Source organism: Rhizobium sp. BK176, assembly GCF_024808055.1.
Map to the genome: position 1 here is coordinate 48,351 of NZ_JANUBV010000009.1, position 23,761 is coordinate 72,111.

The 23,761-nt window shown below is 58.9% G+C and carries 18 protein-coding genes, 2 tRNA genes and 1 pseudogene; 10 read left to right on the plus strand and 11 right to left on the minus strand.

Translation table 11 applies throughout. The annotated features are described in order from the left end of the window. Positions 1 to 99: 99 nt before the first annotated feature. The gene (locus FHT76_RS24170; protein ID WP_246712543.1) at positions 100 to 483 is read right to left on the minus strand and encodes a hypothetical protein; all 384 of its coding nucleotides are present in this window, start codon (positions 481 to 483) and stop codon (positions 100 to 102) included. Between the two features lie 616 nt (positions 484 to 1,099). Between FHT76_RS24170 and FHT76_RS24175 the strand changes: the two genes are divergently transcribed. The 3 genes from FHT76_RS24175 to FHT76_RS24185 all read left to right on the plus strand — a co-directional run bounded on the left by FHT76_RS24175 (position 1,100) and on the right by FHT76_RS24185 (position 1,999). After that, a tRNA-Pro gene (locus FHT76_RS24175) sits at positions 1,100 to 1,176 on the plus strand. Between the two features lie 217 nt (positions 1,177 to 1,393). Beyond that, on the plus strand, positions 1,394 to 1,609 hold the full coding sequence (locus FHT76_RS24180) for a hypothetical protein (protein WP_183751425.1): 216 nt from the start codon (positions 1,394 to 1,396) through the stop codon (positions 1,607 to 1,609). 177 nt (positions 1,610 to 1,786) lie between these two features. Beyond that, complete coding sequence (locus tag FHT76_RS24185; RefSeq protein ID WP_183751423.1) at positions 1,787 to 1,999, plus strand: hypothetical protein; 213 nt, start codon at positions 1,787 to 1,789, stop codon at positions 1,997 to 1,999. Between the two features lie 25 nt (positions 2,000 to 2,024). Here FHT76_RS24185 and FHT76_RS24190 read toward each other — a convergent pair whose 3' ends face one another. From FHT76_RS24190 to FHT76_RS24210, 5 genes are read right to left on the minus strand one after another with little or no spacing between them, the layout of a single operon-like run. Then, positions 2,025 to 2,318, minus strand: a complete 294-nt coding sequence (locus FHT76_RS24190; protein WP_183859302.1) for a helix-turn-helix transcriptional regulator — start codon at positions 2,316 to 2,318, stop codon at positions 2,025 to 2,027. Beyond that, positions 2,315 to 3,601 (minus strand): O-antigen ligase, encoded by a 1,287-nt coding sequence (locus tag FHT76_RS24195; protein WP_183859300.1) that lies wholly within the window; start codon positions 3,599 to 3,601, stop codon positions 2,315 to 2,317. The genes FHT76_RS24190 and FHT76_RS24195 overlap by 4 nt, the downstream gene beginning before the upstream one ends. After that, entirely contained in the window at positions 3,598 to 5,157 is a 1,560-nt protein-coding gene (locus tag FHT76_RS24200) for an undecaprenyl-phosphate glucose phosphotransferase (protein ID WP_259129368.1), read from the minus strand. The genes FHT76_RS24195 and FHT76_RS24200 overlap by 4 nt, the downstream gene beginning before the upstream one ends. A 56-nt stretch (positions 5,158 to 5,213) precedes the next feature. Beyond that, positions 5,214 to 6,383, minus strand: a complete 1,170-nt coding sequence (locus FHT76_RS24205; RefSeq protein ID WP_183859296.1) for a glycosyltransferase family 4 protein — start codon at positions 6,381 to 6,383, stop codon at positions 5,214 to 5,216. Positions 6,384 to 6,389: 6 nt separating this feature from the next. Then, the gene (locus FHT76_RS24210; protein ID WP_183859295.1) at positions 6,390 to 6,965 is read right to left on the minus strand and encodes a polysaccharide biosynthesis/export family protein; all 576 of its coding nucleotides are present in this window, start codon (positions 6,963 to 6,965) and stop codon (positions 6,390 to 6,392) included. 193 nt (positions 6,966 to 7,158) lie between these two features. On the opposite strand from FHT76_RS24210, the gene FHT76_RS24215 reads away from it, so the two are divergent. After that, complete coding sequence (locus FHT76_RS24215) at positions 7,159 to 9,303, plus strand: GumC family protein (protein WP_183859293.1); 2,145 nt, start codon at positions 7,159 to 7,161, stop codon at positions 9,301 to 9,303. On the opposite strand, the gene FHT76_RS24220 is transcribed toward FHT76_RS24215, so the two are convergent. Both FHT76_RS24220 and FHT76_RS24225 read right to left on the minus strand, forming a co-directional pair. After that, the gene (locus FHT76_RS24220; protein ID WP_259129370.1) at positions 9,304 to 10,503 is read right to left on the minus strand and encodes a GNAT family N-acetyltransferase; all 1,200 of its coding nucleotides are present in this window, start codon (positions 10,501 to 10,503) and stop codon (positions 9,304 to 9,306) included. Positions 10,504 to 10,621: 118 nt separating this feature from the next. Next, positions 10,622 to 10,831: a DUF2842 domain-containing protein gene (locus FHT76_RS24225; RefSeq protein WP_007801121.1), complete on the minus strand. Its 210-nt coding sequence runs from the start codon at positions 10,829 to 10,831 to the stop codon at positions 10,622 to 10,624. Between the two features lie 113 nt (positions 10,832 to 10,944). On the opposite strand from FHT76_RS24225, the gene FHT76_RS24230 reads away from it, so the two are divergent. Further along, positions 10,945 to 12,048, plus strand: coding sequence for a COX15/CtaA family protein (locus FHT76_RS24230; protein WP_183859289.1), 1,104 nt, complete (start codon positions 10,945 to 10,947; stop codon positions 12,046 to 12,048). Between the two features lie 186 nt (positions 12,049 to 12,234). Then, positions 12,235 to 13,068, plus strand: a complete 834-nt coding sequence (locus tag FHT76_RS24235) for an NYN domain-containing protein (RefSeq protein ID WP_183859287.1) — start codon at positions 12,235 to 12,237, stop codon at positions 13,066 to 13,068. A gap of 56 nt (positions 13,069 to 13,124) precedes the next feature. On the opposite strand, the gene FHT76_RS24240 is transcribed toward FHT76_RS24235, so the two are convergent. Beyond that, complete coding sequence (locus tag FHT76_RS24240; protein ID WP_183859285.1) at positions 13,125 to 15,971, minus strand: ribonuclease E/G; 2,847 nt, start codon at positions 15,969 to 15,971, stop codon at positions 13,125 to 13,127. Between the two features lie 636 nt (positions 15,972 to 16,607). On the opposite strand from FHT76_RS24240, the gene FHT76_RS24245 reads away from it, so the two are divergent. The 3 genes from FHT76_RS24245 (at position 16,608) to prfB (ending at position 21,794) form a co-directional block, all read left to right on the plus strand. Then, positions 16,608 to 17,873 carry an N-acetylmuramoyl-L-alanine amidase gene (locus FHT76_RS24245; RefSeq protein WP_183859283.1) on the plus strand — a complete coding sequence of 422 codons (1,266 nt, stop codon included), beginning with the start codon at positions 16,608 to 16,610 and terminating at the stop codon, positions 17,871 to 17,873. A 242-nt stretch (positions 17,874 to 18,115) separates the two neighbouring features. Beyond that, entirely contained in the window at positions 18,116 to 20,563 is a 2,448-nt protein-coding gene (locus FHT76_RS24250; protein ID WP_114712272.1) for a penicillin-binding protein 1A, read from the plus strand. A gap of 99 nt (positions 20,564 to 20,662) precedes the next feature. Beyond that, positions 20,663 to 21,794, plus strand: a protein-coding gene (gene prfB, locus FHT76_RS24255; RefSeq protein ID WP_141652299.1) for a peptide chain release factor 2 whose coding sequence is annotated in 2 segments (ribosomal slippage) — positions 20,663 to 20,731 and positions 20,733 to 21,794 — 1,131 coding nt in all. Because the reading frame shifts where the segments join, the coding sequence is not laid out codon by codon here. Positions 21,795 to 21,889: 95 nt separating this feature from the next. Here prfB and FHT76_RS24260 read toward each other — a convergent pair. Beyond that, positions 21,890 to 22,404, minus strand: a pseudogene (locus tag FHT76_RS24260) (hypothetical protein). Between the two features lie 3 nt (positions 22,405 to 22,407). After that, on the minus strand, positions 22,408 to 23,181 hold the full coding sequence (locus tag FHT76_RS24265; protein ID WP_183859280.1) for an NAD kinase: 774 nt from the start codon (positions 23,179 to 23,181) through the stop codon (positions 22,408 to 22,410). A 197-nt stretch (positions 23,182 to 23,378) separates the two neighbouring features. Between FHT76_RS24265 and FHT76_RS24270 the strand changes: the two genes are divergently transcribed. Beyond that, a tRNA-Thr gene (locus FHT76_RS24270) sits at positions 23,379 to 23,454 on the plus strand. The last annotated feature ends 307 nt before the right edge of the window (positions 23,455 to 23,761 follow it).

The window sequence follows — 23,761 nt, forward strand, 5'->3', positions numbered from 1 at the left end:
CCCGCAACAACGAATTAGGTCACGCAATGGAATTCGATCGGACATATGCAGGCAGCTGGCCGAGATCGAATGCCGTCGGAGGTATTCGAAGGATGAGCTTCAGATGATGACGCCGTTCTGTCGGCACAAATCGTTGAAGTTTGTCTTTGCGTTGCCTTGGGCGGTGAGAGTAAACGAGAAGCCGGCTCTCCCCGCCGGGCTGGTGTTTCTCAAAACGCCAGCGAAGGGCTCCCCGCCGGTAAAGGCGCCAGCCTTGTTTTTGGAGTTTACTACACCGCAAACGGAGACGACCCCCGGCTGTGTCTGCGTTGCCATTATGCTGGCGAACGTCGCAGTGGTGGGATCTTTAAGAAACTTTCGAGTTCCGTCCTGAACGGCGGCCGTCTCACCCTCTGAGAGCGTGTAGGGGATTGGTTGGTCGCGCGGAGTGACCGCCGCGCAAGAACTAAGCAGCAGTACCCCAGCCATCACGATCTTCCTCATGTCGTCCCCCAAGTGAATCGCGGAAATTTAGTGGTTTCGCTCATGGAGGATTCTATTAAGTAATTGCTAAGGCAAGCCATGATTTCGATGTATAGAGATTGTGTCTCAGCTGGAATTCCAGACGCTGTTGCGTCATCGGAATTCGTGGTTCCCTCAGCGAAGTCCTCATCCCGAAAGCCATTCATCTACGAAGGAACCGCCTCGATCGCGGGATTGCTGCTCGAATCCCAAGCCACCTCTACGGTACCTGAGGTCTGAAACATCGTGAGACGAAGGTCCGATGTTCGTCCGCTTATTAGAATCTATATTTCTCCCCACTGGCGTCAGTTTTTCTGCTGCTGGAGAACTGGAGGGCTGGGGCATCCGGTTCGCATGATCGAAGGACGGAAAGCGGAGAGCGAGCAACAACGCTCTCCGCTAGTTTGTTTGTTTTCATCGGACGCCGCATCAAACCTCCGGCCCGCCCAAATCGATTTCACAGCGATCAGAAACGAATGGCGTCAAGCATGCCCGCCTTTTTTCCACACCGCTCTTCCCGTAATATTTCCTGACGATCGATTTTTCCCTTGCACCAGAAATCCCAAAAGACTAACAGGATCAGGCCGTTTCGGCAGGTCGGGGCGTAGCGCAGCCCGGTAGCGCACTTGACTGGGGGTCAAGGGGTCGCTGGTTCGAGTCCAGTCGCCCCGACCATTTACACTAACCTTCGGCACCCCCAGAAGCCGGAAGGTATCTCTCCAACTCATGACTAGTCTTGTAGAAGAATGATGCGTCGAGCGGCACAACCGTGCTCTTCTGACTGCCTACCAATCTTTGCCAGACCTATTGCTGTCAGAAATTTGTCTTGGTAGCTCGAAAAAATATTAGTTTTCGATAATATACATCCGGCAAAAACATTGGTGGGTGACGGATGGCCAACCGCGAGACGAGCGAAACATGCAGGGAAACCCTGTCTGAGCCCTTTGCGACACTTGTCGAGAAGGCTACATCCTCGGGCTGGCCAGAGCACGAAGTTGCGCTGGCACTGAGCGATTTGGCCGAAGCCTATGTCTTCAAAGTCACCGCCAGGGTCATCATTGAGGGCTCGATCCAGTCAGAGCTTGCCTCAGAGCGGCTGAAAAACTGAGGCTGCAGCTTTTGGGACAAGCGCGTTGGTTCGCGTCATCACATATATGTTTCAAGCCGAAATGTTCGGTTGATAAATCGCCGGTCGGCGCGCATAGTGACCGCATCGTCGGCTATGGATGGGCGCCCGACGACAACGTTCCTGGTATCGACAGCCCCTGACGGGACCCGTGGCTTCATGCTTAAATCCCCAGTTCTTCCACGTGACCTGCCGCTTTTCTCGGACGATCTCGATCTTCTGTCCGGGGTGCTTGACGATGTCTGCAAAGACCGGAGGCTCGAGCGAAATACCTCGGCTGCCGAGGCCATCGGTGCGCTTCTGATCCAACTCTACCGGCAGGGGGTCAAGGATCAACGCAAGCTTGCGGCGCTCGCCAAGGCCTATTTGTAATTTGGAGCTTTGAACTACCGACGAGCTAGTCGTCGTTTGCAGCGTTGAGGTTTTCCGGGCGGATACCCTCATCGACTCCGGTTCGCGCTCTCAGCCTGACGCCCGGTCCACCTTCGTCATGATTGCCACTGGCAATGAAGATGATGCCTGCTGCCTCCAGCGCTTGCTTGATCGCGAGCAGCGCATGCGGCTCGCCGCCCTGCTCGTCGCGCTCCATCGTTTCGACTGTAGCAACAGGCAGACCGGATGCGGCTGCCAGTTCCTCGATGCTCATTCCGGTCATGGCGCGGGCGCCGCGCATTTGAGTCGCTGTTATCATAGATGAGAGACTAGCGCGCCGTCGCTTGTTCGCAAGCCCGATATGCGGCGCGCACCCGCAGGATTGCGCTTATGGCGCTCCTCCAGCGCCGCGCAACCCCACACGATGCCGAAAAGCAGGTAGACATGCCGCCAGTGGTCAATGTCGATGACGTTACCGATCGCGGCATGGCCAAGCACCCCGATCCAGGCGATCATCAAATACGGCTGCCAGGGACGATCCCTGAGAAGGTTTTTGAATCCGAGATAGATCGTGCAGCAGAGCATGGCGACATAGCTGACAAATCCGAGCCAGCCATAGCTCGTTAGCGACTTCAGCCAGATGTTATGTTCGTCCTCCGGAAACATCGTACCGAAGACCAGCGGCCCGATGCCGAGGGGACGCTCCATCATCATCGTAAAGCCGATGCGGTGACGATCGAAGCGGCCGAGGTGCTCACCATCATATTGCTGTACCAGCTGGGCTCGCGACGAGAAGAGCGCATTGACCTTCGGGAACTGCAAAGCAACGACCAGCGACGCTACCAGCAACATGATTGCAGCGAGAGACAGGATCAGGATGCGCAGGCGGAACGCTCCGCTGCGCTCCTTGAGCAGCATACAGAAGACTAGAATGACAATGCCGAGAAGGAAGAGGCCCCAAGCCGCGCGCGAGAAAGACAGAAACACACCAAGCGCAAGGATCAGCAGCGCGAAGGCCTTGATCGGTGCCGTTCTCAACTTGCCAGCAAGAATGCCGTGGACGAGATAGAGCGACGGTGGGACCAAGAACGGACCAAAGACGTTCGGATCCTGGAAGGCGCCCTTGGCGCGATCGTAGAGCGTGAAAACCTCCGCCCCTGGAAAGGCGTGAAAGTAGCCGAGAATTCCAAGGAGTGACGTGAAAACGGCGGCGAATGCCCAGGCATTGAAGATCAGCGGCAGACGCCGATGGCTTTCCTCGACAATTGCCGCATAAAAGATAGCCGTCAGTGCGAGGAAACTCGAGACCGCGACATACATCGGTCCGGTCCCCAGATCCTTCATCTGCGTCAACGACAGCATGCCACCGACGTTGAAAGCAAGTAGCAGAGCCAGAAGCGGCGCTGTGAATCGCGAAATTCTGAGACCAAGGATGAACCATATGCCGAGAAGCGCAGCCATCCAAAGTTCGTAAGGCGCCGGCTCGTTGATAACGAAACCTGAGAGAAAGACCCCGAAGGCGACCATTGCGGAACCAATGAGGCGCAGGGTCGCCCGCTGTGGCTGAGCAACGCGCGAATGTGTCGCCTCGACCGCGCTCAATAGGCGTTTTCCGTGTTGAACAGCCGGAAAGGCGTGAGAAGGAGGATCTTCAGGTCGAACCACAGCGACCAGTTCTCGATGTAGTAGAGGTCATAGGCCGTGCGGAACTTGATCTTGTCGTCATGGTCGACCTCTCCCCGCCAGCCATTGATCTGCGCCCAGCCGGTGACGCCTGGCTTCACGCGATGGCGGGCGAAGTAGCCCTCCACGACCTCACCGAAAGGACGATCCTTCGCCTGGGCAAGCACGGCATGCGGACGCGGCCCGACAAGCGACAGATCGCCCGTCAGCACATTGAAAAGCTGGGGCAGCTCGTCGATCGAACTCTTGCGGATGAAGCGTCCGACTGGCGTGACGCGCGGATCGCCTTTGGTGACGGCGGCGCGGCCGGTGGGATCGCCCTTGTCGGCGTACATCGACCGGAATTTGAAGACGTTGATGATCTCGTTGTTGAAGCCGTGGCGCTTCTGTCTGAAAAAGACAGGCCCCTTGGACGTCAGCTTGATGGCAATTGCGGTTGCCAGCATGATTGGCCAGAGAAACGCCAACGCGAGCAGTGCAAAGAAAATGTCGAAACAGCGCTTGGCGACCGAGTCCCAGTCGCGGATCGGTTTGTTGAAGATGTCGAGCATCGGGACGGAGCCGATGCGTGAATAGGCGCGGGGACGGAAACGCAGTCGATTGGCGTGGGCGGCCAGCCGGATATCGACGGGTAGCACCCAGAGCTTTTTCAACAGTTGCAGGATACGGGCCTCCGCGCTCAGCGGAAGGGAAATGATCAGCATGTCGATGCGAGTGATGCGGACGAACTCGACGAGTTCCGCGACCGTTCCAAGCTTCGGATAGCCGGCGACCATGATCGGTGACCGTTTCTCACCGCGGTCGTCGAAGATGCCGCAGATTCGGATGTCGTTGTCGGCTTGCTGTTCGAGGACGCGGATCAACTCTTTTGCCGGTTCTCCGCCACCGACGATCACCGCCCGGCGCTCCATGACGCCGTTGCGCGACCAGTTGCGGATGCCGTAGGCAATCAGGAAGCGAGCGGCAAGCAGGAAGATTGCACCGGCAATGAACCAGGCGATGTAAGCCTGCACCTGTGGCCATCCGACATTTCCAAAGAGCACACTGGCCGCCGTGCCGATCATGAAGACCAACGTCCACACACCAAAGACGCGGGGGAGCAGTCGCATACGGGTGCGTAGCGCCGGGATGGAATAGGTATCGGCCGTCTGGAGTCCAAAGACAAGTAAAGCCGCAATAGCAGCGGCGGCGGTGGCTCGCGCTGAAAGGGTCTCCGCGCCGCTCCCGGGCCAGAGAAGATAGACAAGCAAGCCGATCAGAAACTGCGACACAAATTCGAACAGTCGGAACTGACCGATGATGATGGCCGGCGAGCGGTTTCCGGCGCTGAATTGCTCGGCGATCTGACGCGCATAGGTATTGATCGGCTCCGGCCGAACCTTCTCATCCGCGTCTTCGCCGCGCCGATTGATGTCAGAAACCTGCTTGCGCAGCGCCTCCAGATCAAACTGATCGCTCTTCTCTGCCTTGTTCATGAGGCTACCGCCGCTGGTTATCAAAACGGCATTAGCAGAAAGCCCCTAAGAAACTTTTACGAAGCAACCGCAACAGCTTGCTTGGATTCGGAATCGAGGAGGTCGTGGTACAGTTTCAGGACATCGTTGGCCATAACGGAGGCCGAAAAGACCGATTTGACTCGTTCCGTCGAGGGCATGGCCGCATCGTGCCAGCCGGGGATGCGAATTGCATCAGCCATGACGCGTGCAAGGTCGTCGGCATCCTCGGGGTTGACGAGGGCGAGGCTGTCTCTTCCCAAAGCCTCAGGAATACCGCCGACGCGCGTGGCAATGATCGTCTTGCCGGCACCCAAGCCCTCGAGGACGATGTAGGGCATGGCTTCCGCCCGAGACGGAACAACGAGATTTTGGGACATGGCGAAAGCCTGTTGAACGCGCATTGCCGGCAGCATGCTGATCCGCTTGCCCAAGCCACGCTCGATCATCATATCGCGGTACCTGTCGCGATCCGGTCCGTCGCCGATCATTACGGCCGACAGCGGACGACCGAGGATGCGCTCGGCTTTCGCGAAGGCTTCCACAAAGAGATCGGGACCCTTAAGGTCCCGAAGCATGCCGACATAGATGTAGTGGACAGCATCCGAACGGGTCGGGATGAGTTCGAAGTCCCGCTCGGCGATCCCATTGTAGATCAGTCGGGTTTCTGTTCGCGGTCGCCCGACCTTCTTCGTGTAGGAATCACGCTCGTATTCGCAGATGAAGACGAGGGCGTCGGTGAAATACTCCTGCAAGCGCTCCATGCGGAGCACGAATTGCCCGACGAACGATCTGCGGGAATAATGCAGGCTCCCGCCATGCGCAGTATAGAGGCGGGCTACGCGATACCTGTTCACCCGCAGGGCTGAGCCGGCAAGCCGCGCGAGCACACCGCCTTTGGCGCCGTGACCGTGCAGCACATCCGGCCGCAAACTTTTGATGTTCTTGTACGTATCCCAGATCACCCCGATGTCGGAGAAGCTGACGTGCCGCCGCATGGGCATGCGCGTCAATCCCATCGAAAGAAAGGGACGAATGTCATCGAACAGGCGATCTTCGTGCTCGCCGCCCGTCGAGCTGTCGCAAAGGATTCCAACCTCGTGTCCCGCTTTGCTGTGCTCCAGTACGAGGTCGCGGACATGCCGGAAAATTCCGCCGACCGGTGACCTGAAGCAATGGAGGATGCGGAGAGGGCGCTGTTCGGTCATTGAGGATCAGAACAGTCGTTCACGAACGTAGATCGTGTCACCGGCGATGATCGCCGACGAGATGTTGACGCGACCGGTGAGTACCTGCCCGTTAATCTTGCGGGTCACGTCGACGGCGCCTTGATTGGCACGCGAGCTGAAGCCGCCGGCAACGGCGACGGCGTTCTGCACCGTCATCCCGGGGACGTAGGCATATTGGCCGGACTGGCCGACTTCCCCCATAACGAAGATCGAGCGGTAGCGGTCGACATCGATCGTGACATCGGGATCACGCAGGTAGCCTTGCCGGAGTTTCTGGGCAATCTGGCCCGAAAGCTGCTGCAGCGTCCGCCCGCGGGCCGGAACCTGGCCAACAAGCGGGAAGGCGATGTAACCAGCCTGGTCGATCGTGTAGGTGTTGGTCATGCTCGGTTGATCGAACACGGTAATGCGCAGCCGGTCGCCGCTGTCCAGCGAATAGGGCTGGATCGTCGCCTGGTTGAAAGCCTGAGGCGCCGGCTTGTAGCTGTTGCAGCCGCTCAGGACCGCGGTCATGGCGGCGAGGCTCAGAGCCATCAGGAACTTGGGCTGTGCGAAAGGCATCGCGTCTGCTCGTAGAAAAACGAATTCGGTCTCAGCCGTTATCAATCCGTTAGGGTTAATGGTCGGTAAAAACCGGCGATCTTTTTTAGCATCGACGAGTGCGACGTGTCGCCGGAATGCGGGAGCAAGCATTAACCGTTGGGTTACTATAGTCATTTACCCTCGCGGCCACGTTTGTTCTTGGAGTACAAGCATGTCCGGCGTATCGGGTAATCAGGATGTGGACATCGATCTCGGGCAATTAGTCCGCGCCGTTTGGGCACGCCGGCTGAAGGTTCTGGCAATCACCGCGTTGGGGGCAGGGGTCGCCTTCACGGGCGCAAAGATGATCTCGCCGAAGTACCGAAGCGAAACGCGCATCCTGATCGAGCCGCGCGCACCGGCCTTCGCCAATGCCCAAGCAGCCGATGCCAACGCCGGTCCATTGCTGGACGAACTCAACATTGCGAGCCAGGTGCAGCTACTCCAGTCGGCGGACCTCATCAAGCAGGTTATCAATAGCCAGAAGCTATATGATCTGCCGGAATTCGATGCGGCCGCGAACGGCTCGGCGCTGACAGATATTCTGGTGGCTCTCCACCTCAAGAAAAATCCCTATGAAAATCCCCCCGAAGAGCGCGTGATCGACGCGTTCACGGAGAGGCTGCAGGTCTATCAGGTTCCGGGGTCGCGTGTAATCGGCATCACCTTCACCTCGAAGGATCCGAAGCTTGCGGCAGTGATCCCGAACGCGATGGCGGCGGTCTATCTTGCTACCCAGAGCGGCGCGAAACTAGCCTCGAACTCCGAGGCGACACGCTGGCTGGAACCAGAGATCCAAAACCTCCGCCAGAAGGTAAATGACGCCGAGCAAAAGGTCGCCGAATATCGTGCCGAGCACGGCCTGTTGCCGACCAACGGTGGGGCGAATTTTCCAACGCAACAATTGAACGATATTTCGGCGGAGCTGACTCGCGTCCGCGGAGATCGTGCCAATGCCGAGGCGCGCGCCCAGTCGGTGCGCAATGCTCTCTCGGCCGGCGAGGCATCCGATACGTTGCAGGACATCATGTCGTCTCAGTCCATGCAGCGGTTGAAGAGCACGGAGTCAGGACTGCAGTCCCAGATCTCAGACCTGCAGACATCGTTGCTCAACAACCACCCGCGTCTGAAGAGCCTTCGCGCCCAGCTTTCGGATATCAAGGCGCAGATCCGGCAGGAGACGCAGAAAATCCTGGCGAGTATTGAGAACGAAGCGAAGGTCTCCGCTGTCCGCCAAAAGGAACTGGAACAGCAGGCCGACAAGCTCAAGGCCAACAGCGCGCAGGCCGGCGAAGACGAAGTCGGTCTGAACGCCTTGACGCGGGAAGCCGCGGCTCAGCGCCAGCTTTTGGAGACCTACCTGTCTCGCTATCGCGAGGCGGCTTCGCGTGCCGACAAGAATTCGAGCCCGGCCGACGCTCGCGTTGTGTCGAAGGCCATCCAACCTGTCGACCCTTATTTCCCCAAACTTGTGCCGATCGTCATTGTCGCTGCCTTGGCAACTCTTATCATGACCTCGATCACGGTCATGCTCGCCGAACTCTTCAGCGGACGGGCACTCCGTCCGGTAGGGTCTCCTGAGGAGGACGCGCGCGAGGAAGCCGACGAACCGACAGCGACGAGTGTTCTCCCGAAGCGGATCGCTACGCCGAGCCTGCTGGCAACGCCCGCAGACGATGAGCCGCCGGCCGAAACGCAAGAGGATGAACCGGTTGTCGAGGCGAGCGAGTTCTCGATCGCATCCGTGTCCGACTACCTTCGCGGCAGCAGGGCGCCTCTGGCAATTGCCATTTCACCGACCGGTGACGACGGATCCGCGGCGACCGTATCACTTGCCCGCAAGTTGGCGGAGGATGGCTCGCGTGTCATTCTGGTCGACATGACAGGCTCTGGCCTGCCGACCGACCTAATGGCCGAAGATCGCAGCATGCTTGGCATAACCGACTTGCTATGCGGGGATGCGGCCTTTGGGGACACAATCCACGGCGATAGTCGCTCGGACGCACACTTCATTCCGCAGGGGATTAGCGATCCGCATCGGGCAATGCGCGGCGCCGCTCGTCTCTCGCTTCTGCTGGACGCTCTGGTCTCGGCCTACGATTTGGTGATCGTGGAATGCGGCGCCGCTGATGTCGCCGGCGTTTCGCGCCTGACGCAAAGCAAGGACGTCGAAATCATCCTGTCGATGCCCGAGATCGTCGAACAGGAGTTCGTCACGGCCATGACCGAGTTCGAAGCGGCAGGCTACGAACGTGTGGTGCTGATGTCCGATGGCAGCGAGCCTATCGAAAGTGCGCTGTCGCAGCGTGCCGCCTGATCAAACACGGATTGCCCGGCGTATGCGTTGCGCAACGCGGTAAATCTTCGCGCGAGACTTGATGAAGGCTTTGCCTCTCGTGATCGCGCGATGCACCACACCACCGACACTACCCCTTAGGGAAAGCGGCAGAACGAGGTCATAGTGCTCGGTCTCCACAGGCGCCCAGGAGCGCTTGTAGCCCTGGTCGCCAAGGCCGAAGTCGAACAGGCTGACACCCTTGCCGTGCTGACCGGCGATCATCTGCCAGAATAGGAACTCGCCGGGGCTTGCCTCTGCCGCCACACTCTCATCGATCGCGCTGAGCTGGCAGATGACGTGGTCTCCCTTGCGCGAAATACCGGCGATCGCGGCGATATGGCCATCATGCTCGCCCTTCAAGCGGATCGCGTGCATCTCCAATCCCACCATGGAGTTCTCGCGTTCGCGGATGTCGATTGCGCCATGCAGGAAGGTTTTCGTTGCCTGATCTGCAAACACGTCCGGCAGGCCGAGTGCCTGAAACCGCTCGCTCTTCTGTGTGAAGAAACGATCGAGCAACTTATGTTGTTCATCCGCCGTGCCGCCGGCGACATAGTCGAATCCGCCGAGCGCCTCCAGGCGTCTCAGTTGGGTTCGGAACTTCTTGCGCCGTCCCTTCGCATTCAACTGTTGGACTGTTGCTTCCATGTTCTCGAAAAGGGGAAGCTGGTAGGCATGGTTCTGGTTTTGCACCATCGGCAACAACGCCAAGGGATTACGGCGGCCCCGCCATTCCAACGGGATGTTCTGCAGCAAGAGAAGGTCGGCACGCCCAATCAGCGCCCGACGCAGCAGCCCTGCGAACTTTTCCGGCTCGAGATCCTTGGCCAGTTCGATGAAGCGCGTTGTGAAGAGACCAGTGTTGATATTGCTGTGATCGGCAGCGATGAATCTCGCGGTGCGGAACCCATGAAACCTGTTGATTTCCACTGGCAGAATGAATGCTGTTTCCGCGCCAAGCCTGCCCCAGACAATTGACAACGGGTTCACATGGGCTTTGGCCCAGGACATGCACCAGTCGATGCCCTGATGCAGCGAATTCAGATTGTCGCGATCAAGCTCCCGCCAACGCACTTCCAGTGGTGCCAGACTGTCCAAGACGGTGATTTCGAGTTCGCAACCGTCGGACTCTGCTGAATGATGCGGTCTATCTGGAACAGGAAGCGTTTGCGCCTGCACGGTCTCTCTCCGGTCTGACTTGCCGGAGCGGAGAATAGGGCGGCGGGGCATCCAATTCGTTTATGAGAGACGTGGCACCGTCCTTTCCATCGATCAGGGTTATCCCGGCGTTAACGGCTCACTGCTGCTTCGGTCCGGCCATCCATTTGATGATGACCATGGCGGGGAGCACCCATAACAGGCCGGTCAGGAAAAAGTAGAGGAGTTGCCCCCACCATGGCGCGTTGCCGAGCGTTGCAACGGCAATCGTGTTTGCGAGCACCGCATAGGCGAGTACGAGCACGACAATCAGGATCGTACCGATGAATTTGCGGAGGCGGACTGGCATCAAATATCTTTCGCAGTGGTGTTCGGATTGCCGCGACGGCATGCCGCAAAGGTTCAGGGCTTGTTTTGCATGAGCTGCTCAGGCAAATCAACTGCCGGAAGTAAGGAGCAGCCATGGCCATCGCGAACTTGAGCACTGAACAGCAGATCCTGCGCGAGATCCGCCGGCAGGACGGCAATCGCCGCGCTGTCCGCATCTGGCTGGGCTTCGTGCTCCTGGCATTGTTCTGTCTGGTAATCGTCGGGGGTGCCACTAGGCTAACGAATTCGGGCCTGTCGATCACCGAGTGGAAGCCCATCCACGGCGTCATTCCGCCTCTGAACGCCGCCGAATGGGAAGAGGAATTCAAGCTCTACCAGCGCATTCCCGAGTATCAGCAGATGAACAGCGGCATGACCGTTGACGAATTCAAGGGCATCTTTTGGTGGGAGTGGGCACACCGGCTGCTCGCGCGCGGCATTGGTGTCATCTTCGCACTGCCGTTATTGTATTTCTGGATCACGGGTAGGGTGGAGAGACGGCTGCGCTGGCCTCTTTTCGGGATCCTGATGCTGGGCGGTCTGCAGGGCGCGATCGGCTGGTGGATGGTATCGTCGGGGCTTTCGGTCCGAACCGACGTCAGCCAATACAGGCTGGCCACGCACCTTGTGATGGCCTGTCTGATCTTCGCCTCCTGCATGTGGATCATGCGGGGTCTCGCACCGCACTCCGACGACCCGGCGCCTACGCGGAGCTCGTATGTCTGGGCGGGCGCAATTGCGGCGTTTGCGCTATTCCAGATCTACCTCGGCGCACTCGTAGCGGGCCTCGATGCCGGCTTTACCTACAATACTTGGCCGTTGATGGATGGTGCCCTCGTGCCCTCCGACCTGTTGATACAGCAACCGGCCTGGATCAATTTCTTCGAGAACCCAAAGACGGTGCAGTTCGTTCATCGACTGGGGGCCTATACCCTTTTCGCGCTGACGCTTGTCAACATGATCATTGCTCTGACCGCTGCGCCGTCCACGACCCATGCTCGGCGCGCCGTCGTCCTGTTTGCACTGGTGACGATACAGGCGGCGATTGGAATCGCTACCTTGTTGCTGGAGGTCCCGCTTCATTGGGGGCTGCTGCATCAAGCAGGAGCGCTTGTGGTTTTTGGTTTCACGATCGCCAACTGGCGGGGTTTCTGCGGAGAGTATCCGCGAGAGACCATGATTTCCGAGCGCGAGTGAAACGCGCTGCCAGGATCTGCGACGACCTCACCCTAACGCTGGAAGCGGGATGGACGTGCCGCCTGCCTCGTGAGGAAGAGACAGGCGGTCGACGTGTCATTTACTAACTTTATTACTAATAGTTGCGGGCAGTAGTTGGCTGGTTGATGCTGGGCGCCGGTCTATCACGAGAGACTGGAGCTATGAATGCCCGAGCGCCGTACGCCGCGACTTGCCGTGCTTATTGATGCTGATAACACTTCTGCAAAAATCGCCGCCGGCTTGTTCGAAGCGATCGCTAAGCTTGGCGAGGCAAGCGTGCGCCGCATCTATGGCGACTTCGCCAGTTCCTGCTCAAAAGCGTGGAACGACGTGCTGGTGCGACACGCGATAATCCCTCAACAGCAATTCGCATACACCACGGGCAAGAACGCTTCCGATATTGCGCTTGTCATTGACGCCATGGATCTCCTGCATACCGGCCGCTTCGATGGGTTTTGTCTTGTTTCCTCGGACAGCGATTTCACCCGATTAGCCTTGCGGATCCGTGAGCAAGGCCTCGATGTTTTCGGGTTTGGTGCGCAGAAGGCCCCTGAGAGTTTCCGTCAGGCTTGCCGTAGATTTATCTATACTGAGAACCTAGTGCCCACGGCATCATCAAACGGCACTGAGGCGACGCAAGCGCCCTCGCTCCGCCAGCCGAGTGCAGCGACGCCCGTTATCAAGAAGGTCATTGCGCAGATGGAGAGTGAAGATGGATGGGTATCGCTCAGTGCAGTCGGAGCGCAACTCGCAAATCTGGCGTCGGACTTCGATCCGCGGACATATGGCTTCCGGAAGCTAAGCGATCTGGTCAAGAAGACGAATTCATTCGACATAGATCATGTGGATGGGAAGCCGCTCCGCATGCGGACGAAAGCAGCAGTTGCCGACAAAAAGAACGGACACTTGGGCGCAACTGTGCCGTCAAAAGGCCATGTCGCATCTCGCGATGCTCCTCGCGATAACGCAAGCAATGCATCGAGCGCGCGGTTGACATAAAAAATCCGGCTGCGTCGCCGCAGCCGGACTGTATTACTTATCACCGAATATCCATCTTAGAAAAAACCGCGGCGCTGCCACCAGCCAGCTTTCTTCGGCTTGTCGCCTTCGCCCTCCGCAGCATCGCCGCGGGTCGACTTAACCGTCGGTTCGGACGAGGAGATGTTCGACTCTCTGTTGGCGCGGACAGGCTTTGCTTCCTCTGCGGCCGGCGTTGCGAGGTCTGCGGCCGCGGCCTCGACTTCAACATCAGCCTCGACAGCCGGTGTCGTCTCCTCTGCAACTTCCACAACAGGCTCTTCGACCGGCGATGCCTTGCGGCTTCGACGTGCGCGCTTCGGCTTCACGTCCTCGGTAACCGACGCGCCCGTCTCGACGGCGGCCATCGCCGGCTGAGCCTCGACGGCTTCTTCGGCGGTAACCTCGATGACTTCGGCAGCGGTCACTTCTGTCTCGCCCTCTCCAGCATCATCACTTGCCAGCTCGGCCTCAGAGCCCGCCTGCTCGCCGCCTTCCTCGCGGTTGCGGCGACCGCCGCGCTTGCCACGACGACGGCGCTTGCGGCGCTGGGTCTCATCACCTTCTTCACGCGCCTCAGAGGTGGCAGCAATGCTCTCGTCGCCTTCATCCTCGTCATCACCGTCGGTCAGGTCGCCTTCTTCCTCAGCGTCGGCCGACGTGTTGTCAGCGGCTACCGCTTCGCCATTGCCGTTGCGGCCCCGACGCCGACGCCGACGCTTGCGCTTGCGGCCTTCGCCATCGCCTTCGGTGCGCTGTGCCGGACGTTCCGCAGCAGCCGGCTTTGCTTCCAGTTCTTCTTCTTCCTCCTCGTCGACTTCGACAACTATATCGTCGTCCTCGTCATCGGGGATGGCGGCAAAGTTGAACAGGCTCTCGATCTTGACCGGGTTCTCGACCGGCTCGCCACGGTCGATTGCAAAGTGCTGCGACCCAACCGAGCCGTCTGCATCGACGATGATCGCGACACCGAAGCGGGCTTCGTAGTCAACGATCGTCTGGCGCTTATGGTTGAGCAAATAGAGCGCGATATCAGGCGTCGTGCGAACCGTGATGTCATGCGTGGTGTTCTTCAGCAGGTATTCCTCGATACCGCGCAGGACATGCAGGGCAACGGAAGACTGCGAACGCACGTGGCCGGTACCGCCGCAATGCGAGCAGACCTGCGTCGTTGATTCGAGAACGGAAGCGCGGATGCGCTGGCGCGACATTTCCAGAAGGCCGAAGTGAGAGATGCGACCGACCTGAATGCGGGCGCGATCGTTCTTCAGGCATTCCTTCAGCTTCTTCTCGACGGCGCGGTTGTTGCGCTTTTCTTCCATGTCGATGAAGTCGATGACGATCAGACCGGCAAGGTCGCGCAGGCGAAGTTGACGGGCGATTTCTTCCGCCGCTTCGAGGTTCGTCTGCAGCGCGGTATCTTCGATCGAGTGCTCGCGCGTCGAACGGCCGGAGTTGACGTCGATCGAAACCAGCGCTTCTGTCTGGTTCATGATCAGATAGCCGCCCGACTTCAGCGTCACCTGTGGCTGCAGCATGCGATCGAGCTGCGCCTCGATGCCGGAGCGCGAGAAGATCGGATGGATGTCGCGGTACGGCTGAACCACCTTGGCGTGGCTCGGCATCAGCATCTTCATGAAGTCTTTCGCTTCACGATAACCTTCTTCGCCGGCAACGATGATCTCGCTGATATCCTTGTTGTAGAGATCGCGGATCGAACGCTTGATGAGCGATCCTTCCTCGTAGACGAGGCAGGGAGCGGTCGACTGCAGCGTCAGCGTGCGGACGTTTTCCCACAGACGCATCAGATATTCGAAGTCGCGCTTGACCTCGACCTTGGTGCGGTTTGCACCTGCGGTGCGCAGGATGACGCCCATGCCCTGCGGCACTTCGAGCATCCGAGCGATTTCCTTCAGGCGCTTGCGATCCTGCGGATTGGTGATCTTGCGGGAGATGCCGCCGCCACGCGCCGTATTCGGCATGAGGACGGAGTAACGGCCGGCCAGCGAAAGATAGGTCGTCAGGGCGGCACCCTTGTTGCCACGCTCTTCCTTTGCCACCTGTACTAGCAGGATTTGGCGGCGCTTGATGACTTCCTGGATGCGATACTGCTTGCGCGGCTTGCGCTGGACGCGATCGGGAACTTCTTCCATCGCGTCTTCGGCGCCGACGGATTCGATCACTTCCTCTTCATGGTCGTGATCGTCGTCATCGTCATCGTCGCTGCGACGGCGGGCGTCGACCTCTTCGGAGATCGAGTCGGTTTCGACCATCGCGGCCATCTGGCTACCAGAGGAGCCTTCGTCGTCGTTGTCGGCGGCCGCTTCGCTGGCAGGCTCGTCGCTTGCAGGCGCTTCAACAGCAGGCGCTGCCTTCTTGCGGCTGCGGCGGGGCTTTGCCTTCTTGGCTGGCGCTTCCTCGGCAACTTCCGCAACGGCCTCGACCGTCTCGGTTGCTGCGGCAGGGTCTACTTCAGGAGCTGCTTCGGCTGCCGGCGCTTCGGCGACCGCCGCTGCGACGCCAACGTCAGGCTGTTCCTGAGTGGAGAGATCGACCGGCGCCGTCTCGACGTGTTCTACGTCGTCGTCGCGGCGATGCTCTTCGGCTTCGGCGCGAAGCAGGGCCTGACGATCGGCAAGCGGGATTTGGTAGTAGTCGGGGTGGATTTCGGCAAAGGCCAGGAAGCCGTGCCGGTTGCCGCCGTAATCAACGAAGGCTGCCTGCAACGAGGGTTCGACCCTCGTTACCTTTGCGAGATAGATGTTGCCGCGGATCTGCTTCTTGTGCTGTGACTCGAAGTCAAATTCTTCTATGCGGTTTCCGCGAACGACAACAACGCGCGTCTCTTCCTCGTGAGACGCGTCGATAAGCATCTTGTCTGCCATGTAAGGTGTGCTCCTCGGCGCGGTCGAACGTCGGCATCCCCTCGGGTCGATGAGACAGGAGGGGTGCGGCTCGTCAATGCGGCGCCGGATAATGAAAGTCGCGATTGGTGCGGTGTGGAAAGCAGCAGCCAGACAGCAGCGGGGGAGACGTTCTCCCGGGGCCTGTAGACTTCAGATAAAACCTGCTGCGACACCATCAAAGACCAAGCGAGATCAACAAAACTAAGACCTTGTTCAGGTCCGATGAGTTTGCTCTCTCTGTAAAGAGCGGTTGGTGGCTATCCCACCGATGAAGTTCCCGCATACGCAGGAAAATTCAGGATCCAATTTCGAGTGGAAACACATAAGACGGCGGACGATTGCCGGTTGTGGCGCCAGTTCCCTTGCGGTTTGGCTGCCGTGCAGGCGACTCTATCCCGTCAGCACTTCTACCCTAAAAATCCTTGTATGTTTTCTCTGTCACAATAGCAAGGGAAAAGCCAAATGTGCCATAATATTGATGGATTTTGGAAGGCATACAAAATCGGGGATTAAGGGCGCCGATTCGGCTCCATGGCCGCGAACGGCGCCGGTACCGGCGAATTCGCGTTTACCGGGAGAACTTGATCGGAATGATATTTAAGGTGTGGCGGTCGATTGTTTAAGAGGGTACGACCCGCGTCGGTGATATCCGGATGGCGGAAAACGAGTTTTGCCGGCGCGGTGGCCGTTGCTGCGGCCGCAATGGCCTTTGCGTTTCCTCCACCGGCACGAGCAAACGAGATGACAAAGGTCGATCCGCTGCTCGCCTATGGCGCCCGCATCATCGGCGATGACGCCCGGACTCGCATCGTTATCGACTTCGATCGCGCCCCGGATTTTTCGATTCATTACATCGCCAATCCCGAACGCGTGGTGATCGATCTTCCGGCGACAGCTTTCGGCTTCCCGGCGGGCGATCTCGAGGCGAGGGGCCTTTTCAAGGACATCCGTTACGGAAAGATGGATGAGGACAGCGCCCGCATCGTGCTGACCGCCAAAAAACCGGTGAAGCTGGAAGTGGCCAAGGTTCAGGCGGATGACGACGGCAAGGGTCATCGCCTAGTCCTCGACGCCGCGATGACCGACAAGGATAAGTTCGCCGACCTCGTCAAGGCTCAATCATGGAGCGATCCTTCACCCCAACCGACCACCGGGGCAATTCCGGCGCCTGAGAAGCCGGTCAACGGCGATTTCATTATCGCTGTCGATGCCGGCCACGGAGGGATCGATACCGGCGCAATTGGCGTCGATACCAAGACGCAAGAGAAGGACGTAACGCTCGCTTTTGCCAAGGCACTGGCCGATAGACTGAATCGGGAGACTGGCATCAAGGCGTTTCTGACCAGAAGTGACGACTCGTTCCTGTCGCTATCCGAGCGCGTGGAGATTGCCCGCCAAAACCACGCAGGGCTATTCATTTCGATGCACGCTGATACCTTGAAGCAGAAGGACATTCGCGGCGCGACGGTCTACACGATTTCCGACAAGGCCTCGGACAAGCTCGCAGCCGATCTCGCCGACCGCGAAAATCTTTCAGACCAGATTGCCGGCAAGGAGACCGTGGCCGAACCTCCTGAGGTCGCGGATATTCTGCTGGATCTGACGCGCCGCGAAACGCAGGCTTTTTCGATTTCCTTGGCGGAGAGTGTACTCACGTCGTTCAAGGATCAGGTGGGGACAATCAACAATCCTCATCGCCATGCCGGTTTCCGCGTTCTGCAGGCGCCGGATGTCCCGTCTATCCTGTTGGAATTGGGCTTCCTTTCGAACAAGGACGACGAAAAGCTCCTGCTTGATGATGCATGGCGGGGAAGGATGGCAGATCTGCTGACGGAGGCAGTCAAACACTACCGCACGGCGATGGTTGCAAATGGTGGCTGATTGCGGCCGTGGCGCAGATGTGACACTTGCTGGGGTAACGCGATTTCAATGTGGGAATAGCGCTTCAAGGCCCTATTTTACTCACATTCACGCCGTTACTCAGCCTTGTGTTTCCATCGATGAAACTGAATTGGCTTGTGGCGAAAACGCTCATGGAGTAAGTCGCCCAACGTGCAAGATGCCCGATCCCTGCGATTGTTACGCTCGCGCCGATCGATGATTGAGATACCGGTAGCTTAAATATGATTAGACTTCTTGGATATTTCTTCGGAGTGGCTTGCGTCCTGTTCCTGGGCGTAGCGGCTATTGTTGCCGTTTATTTGGCAACCGTCACGAAGGATCTTCCGGACTACGCAGTGCTGAGTAGCTACGAGCCACCGGTAACGACCCGCGTCCATGCAGGCAACGGCGCGCTGATGGCGGAGTATGCCAAGGAGCGCAGACTGTTCCTGCCGATCCAGGCAGTCCCGGATCGCGTCAAGGCTGCCTTCCTGTCTGCTGAAGACAAGAATTTCTATCAGCATCCCGGCATCGACGTGACTGGCTTCGCTCGCGCAGTGGTCGCCTATCTGACCGGCGGCCCGACCCAGGGCGGCTCGACCATCACCCAACAGGTCGCCAAGAACTTTCTGCTTTCCAGCGAGCAGACGATGGAGCGCAAGGCGAAGGAAGCGATCCTCTCCTTCCGTATCGAGCAGGCCTACAGCAAGGACAAGATCCTCGAGCTGTACCTGAACGAGATCTTCTTCGGTCTGAACTCCTACGGCATCGCCAGCGCGTCGCTCACCTATTTCAATAAGTCGGTGAACGAACTGACGATCGCTGATGCGGCCTATCTTGCGTCGCTGCCAAAGGGGCCGGCCAATTATCATCCCTTCCGTCATCCCGAAGCAGCGGTCACCCGCCGCAACTGGGTCATCGATCGCATGGTCGAGAATGGCTATGTCAGCCAGTCCGATGGCGCCGAAGCCAAGAAGCAGCCCCTTGGCGTGACCGGTCGCAGCAGCGGTCCCTCGCTCTTCGCATCCGGCTATTTTGCCGAGGCAGTCCGTCGCCAGCTGATCGAGCAGTACGGCGAGAAGATGCTGTACGAAGGCGGTCTGTCAGTCCGCACGTCGTTTGATCCCGAGCTACAGGTCTTCGCCCGCAAAGCCCTTCAGGATGGTCTGACGAATTATGACGAGCGCCGTGGCTTCCATGGTCCGATCAAGCAGATCGACACTGCGGCCGATTGGGGCAAGGCGCTTGCCGATATTCCGGCACTGACGGATGTCCCCGAATGGCAATTGGCTGTTGTGCTGGCTGTCTCGGACGACAGCGTCGACATCGGCCTGCAGCCGCCCAAGGACGGCGCGGGCAAGATTCCGTCCGAGCGCGAGCGCGGGATCATCGAGGCCAAGAACCTGCAGTGGGCATATCGCTCCGCTACTGGCCGGAAGACGGCGAAGTCGCCCGAAGGGGTCCTCTCCGCCGGTGACGTCGTCTATGTAGAGCGGCTGGGTGCTGAGGGCTCCAATTCTTACCGGCTTCGCCAGCCGCCAAAGGTCGAGGGCGGCCTGGTGGCGATGGATCCGAAAACGGGTCGCGTGCTTGCCATGGTCGGCGGCTTCTCCTATGCGCAATCGGAATTCAACCGTGCCACCCAGGCGATGCGCCAGCCGGGATCGTCCTTCAAGCCGTTCGTATACGCGGCGGCCATGGACAACGGCTACACACCGGCCTCGGTCGTTAGCGACGATCCGCTCTCGATCCAGACGGGCAATGGCCAGGTTTGGGCGCCAGATAACTACGAAGGCGAGGGTGGTGGCGCCAACACGCTTCGCTTCGCTATCGAGCACTCGCGCAACCGCATGACCGTTCGCCTCGCCAACGACCTCGGCATGAATGTCGTTGCTGAATATGCCGAGCGCTTTGGCATCTACGATCACATGATGCCGGTTCTCGCCATGTCCTTGGGTTCCGGCGAGACGACGGTGTTGCGCATGGTGTCGGCCTATTCCGTCATCGCCAATGGCGGCAAGCAGATCAAGCCGACACTGGTTGACCGCATCCAGGACCGCTACGGACGCACGATCTTTAAGCACGAAGAGCGCGTTTGCGAGGGCTGCAACGCCAGCGACTGGCAAAACCAGGACGAACCGAACGTCGTCGACAATCGCGAAACCGTTCTCGATCCGATGACCTCGTACCAGATCACCTCGATGCTGCAGGGCGTCATCCAGCGTGGCACTGCAGCCGGCAAGATTGATCTCGGCGGTCGTGATGTCGCGGGCAAGACCGGGACGACCAACGACGAGAAGGATGCGTGGTTCGTCGGGTTCACGCCGGACCTCGTCGCCGGTCTCTACATCGGGTTCGACTCGCCCTCGACCCTTGGCCGTGGCGGCACCGGCGGCTCGCTGTCGGCGCCGATCTTCAATGAATTCATGCAGACGGCCGTCAAGGACATGCCCGAGTCGAAATTCGTTATTCCTGCCGGGATGAACCTCATCCCGATCGACCGCAAGACCGGTATGGCAGCCGCGCAGGGTGATCCGAACACGATTATCGAAGCCTTCAAGCCCGGCACCGGTCCTGCCGACAGTCTGTCGGTCATCGGGATGGACAACGCTATGGCACCTGAGGAGATTCTGCGGACCTCTCCCCAGGCCAATCAGGCAGTTCAGTCCGGCGCCGGCGGCCTTTACTAAGTCTTCCCCGAACTCTTGTGGCGGCTGCGGCTCTTTACATCCGCAGCCGCCACAATTATCTGACGGGCAATCTTCGTAGCAACGCAAAGAAGCAGGAAAATGCGAGCGGAAATCCAGAACGTGGTCGATGAAACCAAGCAGGCTATCACCCTGCTGAGGAGGCATCTTTGACTGGGACCAGGCGGTAAGGCGACTGGACTGGTTGAACAACAAGGCAGAGGATCCGACCCTCTGGAACGATGCGCAGGAAGCACAGAAGCTGATGCGCGAACGCCAGCAGCTGGACGACGGCATCAATGGCGTGAAGCAGCTCGAGCAGGAGCTGACCGACAATATCGAGCTCATCGAAATGGGCGAGGAAGAGGGTGACGAAAGCGTCGTCAAGGACGCCGAAGATGCCCTCAAGGGATTGAAGGCCGAGGCTGCCCGGCGTCAGGTCGAAGCGATGCTTTCGGGCGAAGCCGACAGCAACGACAGCTATCTGGAAGTTCACTCCGGCGCAGGCGGCACGGAAAGCCAGGACTGGGCCAACATGCTTCTGCGCATGTACACGCGCTGGGCCGAGCGTTCGAAGTTCAAGGTCGAGCTTCTCGAAGTCCACGACGGCGAAGAAGCGGGCATCAAGTCCGCGACGCTGCTGGTGAAGGGTCACAACGCTTATGGTTGGCTGAAGACCGAGTCGGGCGTTCACCGCCTCGTGCGCATCTCGCCCTATGACAGCAATGCACGTCGCCACACCTCCTTCTCGTCGATCTGGGTTTATCCCGTGGTCGACGACTCGATCAACATCGAGATCAATGAAAGCGATTGCCGCATCGATACCTACCGTTCATCGGGAGCGGGTGGTCAGCACGTTAACACGACCGACTCGGCCGTGCGTATCACGCACATTCCGACCGGTATCGTCGTCGCCTGCCAGCAGGAGCGCTCGCAGCACAAGAACCGCGCCAAGGCCTGGGATATGCTGCGTGCCCGCATGTACGAGGCGGAGTTGAAGAAGCGCGAAGAAGCGGCAAACGCAGAAGCGGCGTCCAAAACCGACATTGGCTGGGGACACCAGATCCGTTCGTACGTCTTGCAACCATATCAGTTGGTCAAGGACCTGCGGACCGGCGTGGCGAGCACAGCACCAGGCGACGTGTTGGACGGTGAACTCGACGAGTTCATGGAAGCAGCTCTTGCGCACCGCATCAGCGGCAAGCCGGACGCGGTCGTCGACGACGTTGACTGACTACTGTCAACCGGATTTGAGAAGGCCTCGAAAGAGGCCTTTTTCATCGGCAAAGCCAGTTGGCTTAGGGGTGCGCGACGTTCAGCGGCAAAGTGTTAGTTGCTTGCCTTCCCGACAGTGACCTCACCAAATTCGTCGATGACGACCGTCCAGGTCTCCGATTCCGCATCCGGATCGGTCTTCAGATAAACCATAGCGAAAAGGCCGGGCTCCTTGAGCATTCCGGAGGAGTTTTCTGGCCGGATGTCGGTGACATATGGCTTTAGCTCGTTGAGTTCTTGCAATTCAACCGTCGAGGCGATCGCCGGCCCGCCGTCCCCCTGCTCGATCTGTTGTAGGTAGATCTTGGCCGTGCGGTCGGATTGCCGGACCGCAAACAGTTGTAGTAACCATGGCGCGGCTTGGCTGTCGCGGGACTCGATGCCGTCGGCTGAGGTGCCGATGGTGCCCGTTGAACGGCAGGTGCGGTGCCGTCGTCTTCCCAGTAACCCGTGCTGGTCGCAAATATGATCGAAGCCGGCAGGATCGGATCATCCGCCGCCGCGGTTTGAGCGTAGAGCGAGGATGCTGTGAGCAGCATTGCACAAAGCGCCGTTGGTCGCAGCCCCATTTCTCAGTCCTCAAACTGTTCGGCAAGAATACGATCGGACCATGAGCGATCAGGATCGGAAAGAATGCGTGCCGTGGTATGTTCCGACTGAGCGATGCGAATGTGAAGCACCGATTTCACTTCGGTATTGTCGGCAACGGCGTTCACCGGGCGCTTCTCCGCCTCGAGAATATGGATATCGACGGTCACCTTATTCGGCAAAAGCGCACCGCGCCAACGCCGCGGCCGAAACGCGCTGACGGGTGTCATCGCCAGCAGCGGCGCGTCAAGCGGCAGGATTGGGCCATGGGCGGAGAGGTTGTACGCCGTCGAACCCGCTGGCGTTGCCACCATCAGGCCGTCACAGATGAGCTCGTCAAGGCGAACGACGCCATCGACCTCAACCCGAAGCTTGGCGGCCTGGTAAGACTGACGGAACAACGACACTTCGTTGATGGCAAGTGCTGTCGAATTCGAGCCGTCCGAATTCGCGGTCGTCATCTGTAAGGGGTGAAATGCGTTTTCGACGGCCGCACAGATCCGATCCTGAAGTTTCTCCGTTCGGTATTCGTTCATCAGGAAGCCGATCGAACCGCGATTCATGCCGTAGACAAGCTTGCCCGAGTTCATCGTACCGTGCAGCGTCTGCAGCATGAAGCCGTCGCCACCAAGGGCGACGATGACATCGGACTCGTCGGGGGGCACGTCGCCATAAATGCGAATCAGCTCTTCCCGCGCCGCCAGCGCCTCGGTCGCCGAGGAGGCAAGGAAGGAAAGCGTCTGAAATGAACGGCCCATGGAGTTCCCTTTTCTGATCTCGGCCTAGCTAAATGATTGCAAGCCCGACCGACAAGGCGTTTTATGCCAATAACCGTTCGCCGGAGCGCCCGAGCACGTTCGGACGTCAACACCCATGGTGACACCGCGCCGATGAAATGAGGATGGCGCCGATTTCTTCTTTACAGGACCGCAGAATCTGGTACTTGGCAGGCATCGCCCTTGTAGCTCAGTTGGTAGAGCACCTGATTTGTAATCAGGGGGTCGCGGGTTCGAACCCTGCCGGGGGCACCATCCTTCTCCAATTGAGCATAGTTGTTGCCCGTTGACGTAGACGGTGGCGCTTTCGCAGCTTTAGTTTTGAGCTGTCTGTCGCACGCTGGCCTGCAACTTCGCGCCGGGGCGTTCTCCAGCTCGTGAGGGCGTGACGACGATGTTCAGAACGGAGGCAATCATCAAAACAATGACGGCGATCATCACTCGCACGTGTTTCTCCTTGAAAATCGTGCGTGGCAAACGCCTCAGATTGATCTCAGTTCCGCGGGCGATCGATCCAGCCGTTATTCCGCGGGCGGAGGAATAGGGCGTTCGGGCGCCGGTG

Coding starts and splice junctions, on each gene's coding strand:
- FHT76_RS24180 (WP_183751425.1), top strand. CDS start 1,394: ATGGCCAACCGCGAGACGAGCGAAACATGCAGGGAAACCCTGTCTGAG.
- FHT76_RS24225 (WP_007801121.1), bottom strand. CDS start 10,831: ATGCCAGTCCGCCTCCGCAAATTCATCGGTACGATCCTGATTGTCGTG.
- FHT76_RS24235 (WP_183859287.1), top strand. CDS start 12,235: ATGCCCGAGCGCCGTACGCCGCGACTTGCCGTGCTTATTGATGCTGAT.
- FHT76_RS24190 (WP_183859302.1), bottom strand. CDS start 2,318: ATGATAACAGCGACTCAAATGCGCGGCGCCCGCGCCATGACCGGAATG.
- FHT76_RS24240 (WP_183859285.1), bottom strand. CDS start 15,971: ATGGCAGACAAGATGCTTATCGACGCGTCTCACGAGGAAGAGACGCGC.
- FHT76_RS24215 (WP_183859293.1), top strand. CDS start 7,159: ATGTCCGGCGTATCGGGTAATCAGGATGTGGACATCGATCTCGGGCAA.
- FHT76_RS24250 (WP_114712272.1), top strand. CDS start 18,116: ATGATTAGACTTCTTGGATATTTCTTCGGAGTGGCTTGCGTCCTGTTC.
- FHT76_RS24185 (WP_183751423.1), top strand. CDS start 1,787: ATGCTTAAATCCCCAGTTCTTCCACGTGACCTGCCGCTTTTCTCGGAC.
- FHT76_RS24170 (WP_246712543.1), bottom strand. CDS start 483: ATGAGGAAGATCGTGATGGCTGGGGTACTGCTGCTTAGTTCTTGCGCG.
- FHT76_RS24210 (WP_183859295.1), bottom strand. CDS start 6,965: ATGCCTTTCGCACAGCCCAAGTTCCTGATGGCTCTGAGCCTCGCCGCC.
- FHT76_RS24205 (WP_183859296.1), bottom strand. CDS start 6,383: ATGACCGAACAGCGCCCTCTCCGCATCCTCCATTGCTTCAGGTCACCG.
- FHT76_RS24230 (WP_183859289.1), top strand. CDS start 10,945: ATGGCCATCGCGAACTTGAGCACTGAACAGCAGATCCTGCGCGAGATC.
- FHT76_RS24200 (WP_259129368.1), bottom strand. CDS start 5,157: ATGAACAAGGCAGAGAAGAGCGATCAGTTTGATCTGGAGGCGCTGCGC.
- FHT76_RS24265 (WP_183859280.1), bottom strand. CDS start 23,181: ATGGGCCGTTCATTTCAGACGCTTTCCTTCCTTGCCTCCTCGGCGACC.